Source organism: Ktedonobacter sp. SOSP1-85, assembly GCF_016587415.1.
In the GTDB taxonomy this organism is placed as follows: Bacteria; Chloroflexota; Ktedonobacteria; order Ktedonobacterales; family Ktedonobacteraceae; genus Ktedonobacter.
In genome coordinates this window covers 391,834-404,838 of sequence record NZ_BNJI01000001.1, presented here as the reverse complement: position 1 = coordinate 404,838, position 13,005 = coordinate 391,834, and the positions used below count along the sequence as shown (strand labels likewise).

The following is a 13,005-nucleotide window of genomic DNA, read 5'->3' as shown; positions in this document are numbered from 1 at the left end:
CGATTGCATACTGAATGACCGGGAGCGCAAGCCAGAAGGTCAGGGCTTGTGAATTCTCCGGTACCAAGGCTAATCCGACAGTTTAGATAAGGACATCACTGACGTATCACATGGGCCCCCCAGATGAACGAGCAATTTCTCCGACAAAAGTATGGCTCAGTTTGCTTGTTTCTCGAATATAGCACATCATTGGAATAGATTTCTTGAGGTTAGAGCAGGAATGCGTCTTCGTTCTCAGGGATGGGGGGTACGTGAAAGGGAGAGCTACCGCACGATGTCGAATACCAAACGGACCCAGCATGTCACTCCTGCATCGAGTGACACGCTCCTTCCTCTGCTTGAGAGGCTTCCAGATGCCCTGTTTGTCGTCGATGAGGCCGCCACGATTGTCTATGCCAATGCGAGCGCGCAGGCCATCCTAGGCGCCACGCGAGAGGACGTAGTGGGCAAGCCCTTGTGGCGCGGTGCTCCCCAGTTGGTGAGCACCGCACTCTACCAGGCCGTCCAGAAGACCAGACAGACCCGAGCACCAAGCGAAGTGGAGTATGTGTCTCCCGTGACGGGGACCTGGCTGCATGTGCAGCTCTCTCCCACGCTTGAGGGACTGATGGTGCAGGTCCACCAGGGCAGAGCCGCAGCCCGACGAGAGGCGCCGGTTCCCCAGGGCGAGAGTTTCTCCATCGAGGACCTGGATGGCTTGTTGAGCAGGATCGGCGTGCTGACCCCCGAGGGGATCGTCCTGGAGATCAATGAGGCCCCCTTGGCGGAGGCGCGCGTCCGACGCGAGGAGGTCATTGGTCACCCGCTCACCGAAACCCAGTGGTGGTCCTGTTCTCCGACCAGTCAAGAGCGGCTGCGTGCCGCCATCGCGCGAGCCAGCAGGGGAGAAACCGTGCGATTCGAGGCGGTGGTTCACCCCAGGGAAGGCCTGGACCGTCACCTGGAGGTCGCGATCATTCCCCACAGGGATGTGGATCACCACATCGCGTACCTCGTCATCGCTAGCATCGACATCACCGAGCGCAAGCGCGCCGAAGCGGAACTCCATGCCCTCATCGATGCCATCCCCCAGCAGGTCTGGACCATGCGACCCGACGGCTATCATGACTCGTTTAACCAACGCGGGCACGACTATACCAGCCTGAGCCTCGAAGAGGCCCAGGGGGATGGATGGATGCAGTGTCTGCATCCGGAGGACCGGCCACGCGTCCGCTCCGCGTGGCAGCGCGCCGTCCAGACCGGCGGGGTATATGAAACGGAACTGCGCCTGCGCCAGGGCACGACCGGGGAGTATCTCTGGTTCTTAGCCCGCGCCATGCCCGTGCGTGATGACGCAGGCCAGATTCTCAAATGGTTTGGCACCTGTACCGACATCGATGAGCGGAAACGGGCCGAGCAGCAGCTCAAAGAAAGCCGAGAGAGCTTTCGCTTGCTCGCTGAAACGGTGCCGCAGATGGTATGGGTGGCACGACCCGACGGCCTGCACGAGTACACGAACCAGCGCTGGCAGGACTATACCGGGTTCACGCTTGAACACATGCAAAACGACTGCTGGGCTCATCTCCAGTTCATCCATCCTGCTGATCAGGAAGGCACCCTAGCCCACTGGCAGCATGTCCTGGAGACGGGGACCATGTTTGAGCGCGAAGAGCGTCTCAGAAATGGCCAGAATGGAGCGTATCGCTGGTTCTTAACGCGCGCCATGCCGATGCGCGATGAAGGCGGTCAAATCGTCAAGTGGTTTGGCACCTGCACTGACATCGAGGAACAGAAACGAACGGAGGAAGCCCTGCGCCAGAGTCAGGAGCGCATCCGCGCCCTCATCGACTCCAATATTATCGGGATTGTTTCTATCGAAGTGGAAGGAGAAGTGTTGGTGGAAGCCAATGATGCCTGGCTTCAGATGACCGGCTATAGCCGAGAGGAGGTGCGCAACAGAACGTTGAGCCGGGGGGAGATTACTCCCCCAGACCAGGCGCCTCTCGTTGAGCGCGCGATCCAGGAGATAGCCACACGCGGGCAGCACACGCCCTTTGAAACCGAACTGGTGTGTAAAGATGGCACTCGCCTGTCAGTGTTGGTGGGAGGCGTCCTCTTCCAGGAGCAGCCGCGCCAGATGGTTGCCTTTGTGCTGGATAATTCGGCTCGCAAGGAACTGGAACAACGCAAGGATGATTTTATCAGTATGGCCAGCCATGAACTGAGAAACCCGCTCACCGCCTTGAAGATGCAGACCCAACTGGTGCGCAAACGACTGGAAAAGCAATCCCAGCACGAGGCAGCCACAGCGCTTTCCCGGGTGGAGGGGCCCGTCAAGCAACTCGAACGTCTGATCAGAGAGTTACTGGATGTCTCCAAGATCCAGGCTGGCAGACTGGAGTACGTCCAGGAGCGGGTGGACCTCGACGAGTTGTTGCGGGAGGTCACCGCCACCATCCACCACCTCCATCCCAGCCATGCCATCCTGGTCCGTGGGAGCGTGCAGACCAGCCTGATCGGGGATCGAGACCGGCTGGGACAGGTCTTCAGCAACCTGCTCAGCAATGCCATCAAGTATTCTCCCAATGCCCAGACCGTTGAGATGGATCTCTCCGCCTCTGACGATGCGGTCACGATCCGTGTCCGCGATCATGGCCTGGGCATCCCGCGAGAGCTGCGCGACAAAATTTTTGAGCGGTTCTATCGAGTCACTGATCCCAAGCGGAAAGCGATTCCGGGCCTGGGCATGGGGCTCTATATTGTGGCCGAGATCGTCAAACATCAGGGAGGAACCATCACGGTGGACAGCGCCGTTGGGAAAGGCTCGACCTTTACGGTGACCCTTCCTCTCATGAGGAATGCCTGAGCAGTTGACGCGTGTGGTATGCGCGTCAACTGAGATGATGATGGCGATGGAAGCTGTTTCGGCGCGGCTGCCGCCATCACAGACCAGATTCTTGCGGACACACAAGGAATCAGCTCGCTTGCTCACTTTTGTTGATGGAACGGCTAACTCCTGCCGTGCGCTGCATACATAGCATCGTTATAGGACCAGCCATCGAGGTCGGGTGCCTCGATCCCCTGTTGACTCAACAGCGTAGCTATCTGCGAGCGATGATCGACAGTGTGATTGATAGCCTGAATCAATACGATCATGATAGGAGCCTCGTAGGTTCCCTCGTCAAGAGACAGGAGCCTGTTTAGCTTTCCCTGTTCAGCGAACGCAATAAGCTTTTCCCCCGACTGCTCTGCTCGTCGCCGCAGTTCGTCGAAGCCTGGAAACGAGGTGAGTTCTTTCAATCGAGGAGTAGGGGCTGTTCCAGTGACATGATGCGCATAACCTTCTTCGGAAGCAAGCATATGAAAGAGGGTCTCTCGCACGCTGCCGAATGTCCCTATCATAGTGGCGTCCAGTTGGGCATCGGAGAGTTGGGCACATGCGTCGAGCAAACGCAGGTTGGCCCAGAGGTTGTATTTGAAAAAGTCAGAAAGTCCCGTCGTCATGATTATAGTTCTCCTTCTATGGTTTACCTTCTAACAACATCAGGCTTTTCCCCCATCTTGCTGCTTGCTTCCCCATATGACATCTCTCTCTGGCAAAACCAGAGAGCGTGTTGCGCAAGAATCACACCACGTGTCATCCAGGCACAGAAAAATTCAGCGCTCATTCACGATAAGATGGCGCATGAACGATAGGGGCAAGAATGGTGGGATCTGTTTCACTGACTGAACAGGAAACAGGATGAAGTTAGCGGCACACTGGCATAGAAGTAGAACCTCCGAAAAATATGTAAATGTATTCGCATTATACACGTGTATCGATGAGCCCGTCAAGCCTTTCAAAAAGCTCAACTGTGTGTTAGTGATGTGCTCTGCAATGTTTCAGGAAGCAACCTCGTTCCTACGCTTTCAGCGTAAGGGGGCGTCTCACCAGAGACGCCCCCTTACGCTGAAAGCGCGCTACATTTTGCCGATCACAACCTCGATGGTGTATTTGTCCAGCTTCTTGGCGGAAGTGGGTGAGATGGACTCGCGGTAGAGTTCCGCGAACGCGGGTTTATCCTTCTCCTCACTGATCGAGATAAGCAGGTTATCGGCCAACGTATTGGCGCGGATGGCCTGGCCAAAGTCGAGAATGACATCTGCCAGTTCGCTATCGGTGTAGAGCGCCAGCCCGATATGGTCCTCGATGTTGAGGCCAGCCTTTTTGCGCATATCCTGTACATAGTGGACGAGGTCGCGCATCCAGCCCTTCTCACGCAGCTCCTGGGTGATCGTAGTATCAATAGCGGCGACGTAGCCATGCTCCTCCGCAGCTACATAACCAGGACGAGCGGTGGAGACCACCTGGACCTCTTCAGGCGTGAGCGAGACATGGGTCTCACCAAAGGTCAGATCAAGCTTGCCTTGCGTATTGAGGTGTTCGGCGGCGGCCTGGGCCTCGTCCTCCGTCAGCGTCTTAAAGTAAGCCAGGATCTTTTGCACTACGGGTCCATATTTGGCGCCCAGGACCTTAAATTGTGGCTTGAGGGTATAGGCCAGCATACGGCTATCGCGGCGCATGAGACGCAGGTACTCGATATTGAGTTCCTCAAGCACTTGCTCACGCAGGCGCTGGATGGCCTCTTCCTCCTGCGCGCTCGGCACACGGACATGGATGGTCTGGAGCGGCTGGCGTACCTTGATCTGTGCCTTGGCACGCGCGGCACGCCCCAGGCTCACGATTTGCATGACCAGGTGAGTATCGCGTACGAGCGGCTCATCGATCAGCTCTGGTTGGGGCACCGGCCAATCACAGAGGTGCACACTAAGAGGCGCCTGGGGATTGATGTTGCGCACCAGATTCTGGTAGAGTTCTTCGGCCAGGAAGGGCATGAATGGCGCCAACAGGGTCGCCAGCATCGTCAGGCACTCATACAGTGTCAAGTAGGTGGCGAGTTTATCCTTATCGAGTTCAGCCCCCCACACACGGTCACGGCTACGGCGGAGATACCAGTTGGAGAGGTCGTCCAGAAAGGATTGCACGGCCTCGGCAGGTTTGGTCGTATCGTATTGCTCCAGACCCTGGGTTACAGACTGGATCGTCTGCTGAAGCTCGGAGATGATCCAGCGATCCAGCGCATCGCGCTCGGCAACGGGCAACTGGTGCTTGGTCGGATCAAAGTTATCGATGTTGGCGTATTTGATAAAGAAGCCGTAGACATTCCAGAGCTTATCCATGGTCCGGCGCACCAGCATCCACTTTTCGCTCAGGCGTATAGGCTGCCCGGTAAGCTGGGACTTCTCCATCTCCTCTGGCGTGGGAATATTGGGGAAGTTCAGGTTCTGCTCGGAGACATGATTGCCATAGAGCCAGCGCATGGTATCCGCCCCGATCCGGTCTGCGGCCTCATCGAAGACCACCAGGTTCCCCTTGGACTTATGCATAGGAGTGCCATCCTCGCCATAGACGGTGGCGTAGCCCAGAAGCGTCTTAAAGGGTGCGGTTTGCTCTAGCACTGTACTCATGACCAGCATGGAGTAGAACCAGTTGCGGAACTGGCCGGGGAATGACTCGGTCACAAAGTCGGCCGGAAACCATTCCTGCCAGCTGGCATGATCCGTCAGGTAATGCAGGGTTGAGTAGGGCACGATACCAGCATCGAGCCAGGGATTGCCCACATCCTTGATGCGTGAAACCTCAGCGCCACACTGAGCGCAGTGGATCTTGACCGCGTCAACGTAGGGGCGGTGTGGTGTATGGCCATCAAACTCTTCCCAGCCGGAGACGGCGCGTGCCTTGAGCTCTTCCTTGCTGCCGATAACCTCGAAATGGCCGCAGGCGGGGCAATCAAAGATGGGCAGGGCCAGGCCCCAGTAGCGCTTCTTGGAGATCATCCAATCATCCATATTGCGCAACCAGTCCATCTCGCGCTCATAGCCCCAGGATGGCAGCCAGGTGATCTGCTTGACCACCTCCATGATCTCATGGCGCAACTGGTCCATAGAGATAAACCACTCATCGACCAGGCGGAAGATCAGTTCCGTCTTACAGCGCCAGCAGGTGGGGTAGCGGTGCTTATAATTCTGGGTGCGGTAGAGCAGGCCCTTCTGTGCCAGGTGATCGGCGACCTGCTGCCCCACGCTGGCCGTGCTCTGGCCTGTCAACCAGTCGAAGCCCTCGACATAGACGCCAAACTCATCGACGGGCGCGATGACCTCCAGGTTGAACTCTTTGGCCAGCAAGAAGTCCTCGCGACCACAGCCGGGAGCAGTATGCACAATACCCGTACCCTCAGTGGCGTTCACATCTTTTCCGGGGACGACACGGTGAACAATGCCTTTGGCCGCGGGTAGCTCATCGAAGGGGCCGCGATAGGTCCAGCCTACCATGTCATGGCCCTTGAGGGTCTCTGTCACGCGATAGTCGCCCTTATCATGGCCCTTGAGAGCCTTGAGGACGGGCAGCAACTGCTCCGCCAGGTAGTAATATTCCCCATCCTGCTCCACGCGGACATAGTTCAGGTCGGGATGCACTGCCGCAGCAACGTTGGCTGCCAGGGTCCAGGGCGTGGTGGTCCAGGCCAGGAGGTATTCACCGGGCTTCTCGACGAGGGGGAAGCGCACATAGAGGCTCAGGTGCGTCAGCTCTTTATAGCCCTCAGACTCCATTTCCATATTGGAGAGTCCGGTCGCGCAGCGTGGGCACCAGGGCATCACATCGCGCCCTTTGTAGATCAGGCTGCGCTCATGGCATTTTTTGAGAAAGTGCCAGATGGTATAGTTATTCTCATCGGAGAGGGTAAAGTAGTCGTTGCCCCAGTCCATCCAGTAGCCCAGGCGAATTGACTGCTCGCTCTGGACCTGTGCGAATTTAAAGACGCGCTCTTTACAGCGCTCGACAAACTCGGCGATCCCATAGGCCTCAATATCACGCTTGGTTTGCAGGCCCAGGGACTTCTCGACCTCGACCTCGACCCAGAGTCCTTGGGAGTCGAAGCCATTTTGATAGCGCTGTTTATAGCCCTGCATGGTCTTAAAGCGCTGGTAGATATCCTTGTAGGTACGACCCCAGGCATGATGGACCCCCATGGGATTATTGGCGGTAATGGGACCATCCAGGAATGAATACTTCTTCTCACTCTGCGCGTTACGCGTAAGATACTGCTGGCGAACCTGATGCTCATCCCACCACTGCTGGATGGAACGTTCCAGGGCTGGATAATCGACGCGGTCGGCATCGGGGACCGGGCGAAAAACGGTTGATGACACAGACACGACAACCTCCTCCTCGTCTTACAACAAAAGATAAGACCAGATAAAAAGATATTGGCACTTTACCTGGAGAGGGCTAGAGCGCTTCCTTGAGCACAATCTCCAGGCGTTTATTGATTCTCCCCTTGTTCTCGCTGCGTATGATCTGAATGCCACCGATTTCACGTGTGTGATTGACCAGGGTACCGCCATCGACCTGCACATCAAAGCCGACGACCTCGGCCATGCGGACCTCGTCCAGGTGGGGAGGAAGCTGGTTCATCCTGGCGCGTACCAGGGCCGAGAGCGAGAGGGCCTTCTCCCTGGGCAGCATGTAGGTATGAATTGGGTAGTCAGCCGCGATAAGCGTGTTCACCTGCTGCTCCAGCTCGGCGATGCGGTCCTTCTCCAGGTATTCCAGGGCGAAATCCATGCGCGCACGGTCGGGATAGATCTGCCCGCCGGTGACCTGAATGCCAAACTCCCTCCAGATCACACTGCAGAGCAGCAGAAAGGCGGTATGGGTGCGCATGGAGCGATAGCGAAAGTTCCAATCGATGGACTCGATGACCTCGGTCTCTGGTTTGGGTGGAATATAGTCGAGCGTATGCCAGACCGTTCCATTGCGATTACTGATGGAGATCACGTGCGCTTGATTGGCGCCCTGGTTCCAGCTCAGCAGGCCTCGATCCGCCATCTGTCCACCCCCACCGGGATAGAAGATGGTGGCATCCAGCGCAACCTCATCGCCACTCACAGCGACGACCTTAGCCGAGCACTCGTACGTATAGCTATTTGTTTGGTACAGTAGCTTCGTCTTCACCCGTTTGCGCTCCTTCAGTTGCAAAAGCCCAATAAAAAATCCCCTCGTCCTGCCAGGGACGAGAGGAGCCTCCCGTGGTACCACCCTTATTAGTCAGACGACAGTACGACAGAGACGTGCTGACTCACTCGGTTCTTCGTATTCCCTGGCCGCTGCTCAAAAGTGAGTGGCGGGCGGGATTACGTCCTTCACGATAACGGGAAGGGACCGGCCTGGCCTGGAGGGTCCCCTGTGAAGAGAGGGCTCTCGTTGGCAGACAGCTCAGGAGTGATCTTCGGCGACCCACTCTGTGCCTGATTTGCAGCAAGCTCAGGCTCTCTGTAACAGGATCTGGTCGCGTACTGGCTCCGTCAAAGCCTTCGTGTAACTCGCCTCATGCGAGTGTGTGAACAAGATATAGTGATAGTATAGCATCTTCACATTATCCGGTCTAGCCTGCGAGCGGCCGCGTTGCGATGGAAGCCATGTTTGACGGCAGTGTTGACGGCAATGTCTCCCAAAAACCTTGATTTTTTGCCCAAAAATAGGAAAAGAGAGGGCCAGGAAGAAACTGACTCTCTCTTTCAAATCCCGTATTTTTTATCCTTTCCCGAACTTACGATCAATCTCATCTGCAGCATTCTCTCGCATTTGAGGCGTAACATGCCCATAGATATCCATGGTCGTCGTAATCTTGCTGTGCCCGAGCAACTCTTGTACAGTCTTCATACTTACCCCGGCTTCCAGCAATGCCGTCGCTACGTTGTGGCGTAACTCGTGCGGCCGGAGATCTTCTGGCAGATCAATGGATCTGAAGAATTTCGCCATTTGCTTGCGGATTGTGTTGTACCAGGTGGGTTTGCCTTGAGGGGTGGTAAAGACCAGATTGTTATCTTCCCATTCTGATGCCTGCAATCGCATTTCAACCTGGTTGACATGGTGCGCTGACAGTGTTTCCAGTGATATGCGTGACAGATGTATCTTTCGTTCGCTACTCTCTGACTTTGGCTGAGTCTCGTATAATCCCAATCCCTTCCTATCGTACTTGAGCGTACTTTGAATGCGTATTTCTTTCTTCTCAAAATGGACCTCTGACCAGTGCAGCCCTTGCGCTTCTCCAATCCGGATGGCGGTTGTGATCAGCAAGAGTATAATCGCACCAATCTGCTGCCCTTCACTGAGAGCATCCTGGGCAGTAGCTATCAATCTTTGGGCCTCGTTAGCCGTCAGCAGACGCTTCTCGCGCTTTTCTTCCTCTTTGGGCAGCTTTACATAGCGTGCCGGATTTTTGGGAATACGTTCCCAGCGCACAGCGTCGTTAAGAGCCGCTTTGATGATACGGTGCAATAGACGGAGTGTAGTGCTTTGCAAACCCTCTTTTATGAGCTGATCAAACATGTGTTGGACGTGATCTACCGTCAGTTTCTGGAGTTGGATATGACCAAGGATAGGAATAAAGTGTTTGCGAATATAATATGCGTACATCTGGGCTGTTGAGCGCTCAATGGTTGGCCCATGTGTGGCAATCCAATGCTCAAAGTAGTCGCCTGTTTTTTGGCGGTTGGGTTCCACGTATTCATCGCGTGCCGCCAGTCGTTTGGCCTCATCGCGTTTCTGGCGAGCCTCTGTCTTAGTCTTCCCATAAAAGCTTCTGCGTTTGCCGTTGATAGTCGCAGTCGCCTCATAGCGACCATCAGAGCGCTGGAAGACGCTGCCCTCGCCATAGTGTGATTTTCTTCCCATCATATCCTCCACAAAAAAAATCCCGCCTATGCGAGTGTGCCATAGGCGGGAATACTTTTTATTGGTCGTTACTGTGCTACAGGAACCCGAGACTGAATGAGCCATTCATCAATTTCTTCAGGATGAAACCTGATTGCCCCACCAATCTTATAGTGAGGGATAGAGCGTTCTGCTACCATTGCATAGATTTGACTCCGCGAGAACCCCAGTTTTGCAGCAACCTGAGGTGCCGTCAAATAGGACACTGCTGGTTGCTCCTGTGTTGCTTTTCTGTTTGTTCTCGGCATGACTGACAACCTCCCAGCGGGTTTCAAAGGCGAGCTTTCAACATTGAGATTAGTCAGATGTTTTTGTCGTTGTGTCATTTTCATTCCTCACTTTCTGTCATTGACGTTACTTCCAAAGGAGAAAAGCGGGTTTGACTGGCATTGAAGGCCAGGCGTACGGTTCCGACAGGGCCATTGCGATGCTTGGCGATGATGATATCGGCCGTGTTGCGCGCCTCTTCGTTGTCGGGGTTATAGAGCTCTTCGCGATAGATGAAGAGCACGACATCGGCGTCGTTCTCGATAGCTCCCGACTCTCGCAGATCCGAGAGTTGGGGGATTTTTGCCTGCCGACTTTCAACCGCTCGGGAGAGTTGCGCGAGAGCCAGGACAGGCACGTTTAATTCTTTTGCCAGGGCCTTGAGGTTGCGGCTGATCTCCGCGATCTCCTGTTCGCGGTTTTGCGTGCGCTTCTCCTGGGAGACATGCATCAGCTGGAGGTAGTCCACAATGATCAGGTCTACCCCTTGCTGTGCCTGAAGGCGACGCGCCTTACTTCGCATGGCAGAGGGCGTTATCCCGGCTGTATCATCAATCCAGATAGAGCCTGTGGTAAGGGTGGCCGCCGCCTCGCTCACCTTTTCCCACTCTTCATCTTGAATCCAGCCCATCCGTAGCCGTTGCTGGTCCAGTTCCGAGGCTATGGACAGAAGGCGCATGCCCAGCTGCTGTTTACTCATTTCCAGCGAGAAAACCGCCACGCGTTGCTGATGGTGATAGGCCGCATTGTAAGCCACGTTGAGGGCAAAGCTTGTCTTGCCAACAGCGGGACGCGCCGCCAGGATGATCAGGTCAGAGGGTTGTAGCCCACCCAGGGGAACATCCAGGGCATTGAAGCCCGTTGGGACGCCTAACAGCTTCCCTTCGCGATTGCTGGCAATTTCTAGCATGGTGATACAGTCGCTCAAGATGGAGCTTACCGATGCAAAGTCAGATGTGCCGTGCTTTTGTGAGAGCGAGAATATGAGTTGTTCCGCTTTCTCTGTGGCCTGCTCGTCATCTTCATAGGCCGTAGCCGCGATTTGTCCAGCGGCATGAATGAGCCGCCGGGCCTGAGCAGTGCGCGCAATGATGCGGCCGTAGTATTCCACGTTGCCACTGGTTGGAACAATGTTCACCAGAGAGGTGATATAGTCATCGTTTACCACGTCGTCCAGTTTGCCACGCCTGCTGAGCTCATCATAGAGGGTCACCAGATCAGCGGGTTCTTGCTGTTCGTAGAGGGTCAGAATTGCTTCATAGATCGTGCTATGAGCCTGACGGTAAAAATCGTCAGGAGAGAGAATGTCAGCGACCAGGCCAATCGCTTCCGGGTCGATGATGAGGCTTCCAAGAAGCGCGGCTTCTGCTTCCAGGTTGGAGGGGGGAAGTCGTTCAACCATCGTGTCTCATCCTCCCTTTCGTGGGCCGCGTTGGGCCTGGAACTGTTGGTATTGCTGCTCCATGTGCATCAAACTTTTCCCAGCCAAGCTCTTACTCGTTGGGGGAGACGTGGGCGTCCTGTTCTCGGTACCCGTCGCCTCATGTTCAGACAATGACGATCGTCGTTTGTGTATGCTTGCGCACTCTCGTTTGAGCCACTCACGGAAAAAGGCGGGTGACATGCGTTTGCCCTTGCGGTTGCGCTGCCGATCATCAATCCATTCGCGTGCGGCGTCGGCTTCGCCTGTCAGTGAGAGGTGAGGCTCATGGGCGAACTCATACACCAGGCGAGACAGCGCGGCATTTGCAGGCAGTTGAAGAATCGTAGCAACCTGGGCAGTGAGAGCCTCAAGGTCTTTTCCTTTTTGCTCTTCATTGGCGTCGCCGTCGGTGCTTGGAGGAAAAGGGATGACATTTGCAGGCGGTAACGGTTGCGCTTTGTGGTCTTGCTCTTCACTTAGCTTACGTTGACTTAGATTATATTGACTTAAATTATATTGGGACGGACTTTCGCCGGATTTCCCGGAATTCCCCTGGGAAATTCCGCCGTCTCCCTGGGAATGTTCGCTTTCGTCTGAAGATGAAAGCGAAACCGTCTTTTCTCCCTTCTCAGAAGGCGGTGCAGGATGCTTCGAAGGCGTGATTTTTGCCAGGCTCAGACTTTGCCAATGCTTCCAGCGGGTCAAGCTATAGTAACGGTGTCGGCCGACCTGGTAAAGAATGATGAGTTCATTGGCTTCTAACTCAGAAAGCACTTGCTCAACCAGGTCAGGGGTATAATCCAGTTTGCGACTGATCAGGGACGCGTGAGCAAGTTCGCGGCCTTCATCGTCTGCCATAAGCACCAGGCCAATCAAAATCAATTGAGCGTCCTTGCTGCTCAGGCTCATCACATCGGGGTCCTCAAAGAAACGCGTGGGAAGACAACGCTTTGAAGCCATACACACCTTCCTTTCGCTGGTGAACGTGTTACAAAATGTGGGGAAAAGAAAGGGCGCGTGTCACTCGACCGCGCCCACACCATTTTCGATAGAAGACAAACGTTGCTCAGCCTCCTGTACCAGGTGTAAAAATCGTTCGTCAGGAAGCATAGCAACCCATTCAACTGCAATATCAGGATCAGCCTGGAAATCTTCCTGCTCTTCAGGTGAGACCAGCTGGTACTTGCAGGCCACGTCAGCGACGCAAAACTTGCACCAATAGTGACCGTCTCCCAGGTATGCGTCACAATGATGAGGCCAGTCAGCAATAGCAAGACCATGACAGCGTTCACACTCGATACAACCATAGGCGTTTTCTAGGTCCAGGCGCTTCCCGCACACACACGAAGCATGGTCGAGCAAGTCACTGAGTCGTTGGGTGTACCTGGTAAGGTTTGCGATACGCGCATAGGGGTTGTAGCTTTCGTTGAAGTCTTTCAACTTCCAGAGCAGTAAATCGCGTTTCCACTTCAATCGATAGCGCCACTTGAGCCAGAAATTGAACATGAAGGAACCTCCT

General features: G+C 55.1%; 9 protein-coding genes and 1 other annotated feature. Of the genes, 1 reads left to right on the top strand and 8 read right to left on the bottom strand.

Features of this window, described 5'->3' with window-relative positions; all coding sequences use genetic code 11:
• Nucleotides 1-274: 274 nt before the first annotated feature.
• Nucleotides 275-2,845, top strand: coding sequence for a PAS domain S-box protein (locus tag KTE_RS01920; RefSeq protein ID WP_201377921.1), 2,571 nt, complete (start codon nt 275-277; stop codon nt 2,843-2,845).
• 143 nt (nt 2,846-2,988) lie between these two features.
• On the opposite strand, the gene KTE_RS01915 is transcribed toward KTE_RS01920, so the two are convergent.
• From KTE_RS01915 to KTE_RS01880, 8 genes are all read right to left on the bottom strand, one after another.
• A complete protein-coding gene (locus KTE_RS01915) occupies nt 2,989-3,483 on the bottom strand; it encodes a DinB family protein (RefSeq protein ID WP_201377919.1) in 495 nt (164 codons plus the stop codon).
• A gap of 456 nt (nt 3,484-3,939) precedes the next feature.
• Nucleotides 3,940-7,236: an isoleucine--tRNA ligase gene (ileS, locus tag KTE_RS01910; protein ID WP_201377917.1), complete on the bottom strand. Its 3,297-nt coding sequence runs from the start codon at nt 7,234-7,236 to the stop codon at nt 3,940-3,942.
• A gap of 73 nt (nt 7,237-7,309) precedes the next feature.
• Nucleotides 7,310-8,035: an alanyl-tRNA editing protein gene (locus KTE_RS01905; protein ID WP_201377914.1), complete on the bottom strand. Its 726-nt coding sequence runs from the start codon at nt 8,033-8,035 to the stop codon at nt 7,310-7,312.
• Between the two features lie 51 nt (nt 8,036-8,086).
• Nucleotides 8,087-8,398, bottom strand: a binding site (T-box leader).
• A gap of 216 nt (nt 8,399-8,614) precedes the next feature.
• Entirely contained in the window at nt 8,615-9,760 is a 1,146-nt protein-coding gene (locus KTE_RS01900) for a site-specific integrase (protein WP_201377913.1), read from the bottom strand.
• A 65-nt stretch (nt 9,761-9,825) separates the two neighbouring features.
• Nucleotides 9,826-10,122 (bottom strand): helix-turn-helix domain-containing protein, encoded by a 297-nt coding sequence (locus tag KTE_RS01895; RefSeq protein WP_236600238.1) that lies wholly within the window; start codon nt 10,120-10,122, stop codon nt 9,826-9,828.
• 2 nt (nt 10,123-10,124) lie between these two features.
• Complete coding sequence (gene dnaB, locus KTE_RS01890; RefSeq protein ID WP_201377903.1) at nt 10,125-11,465, bottom strand: replicative DNA helicase; 1,341 nt, start codon at nt 11,463-11,465, stop codon at nt 10,125-10,127.
• A gap of 6 nt (nt 11,466-11,471) precedes the next feature.
• Nucleotides 11,472-12,446: a helix-turn-helix transcriptional regulator gene (locus tag KTE_RS01885; protein WP_201377901.1), complete on the bottom strand. Its 975-nt coding sequence runs from the start codon at nt 12,444-12,446 to the stop codon at nt 11,472-11,474.
• 60 nt (nt 12,447-12,506) lie between these two features.
• Nucleotides 12,507-12,992 (bottom strand): hypothetical protein, encoded by a 486-nt coding sequence (locus KTE_RS01880; protein WP_201377900.1) that lies wholly within the window; start codon nt 12,990-12,992, stop codon nt 12,507-12,509.
• Nucleotides 12,993-13,005 lie beyond the last annotated feature (13 nt).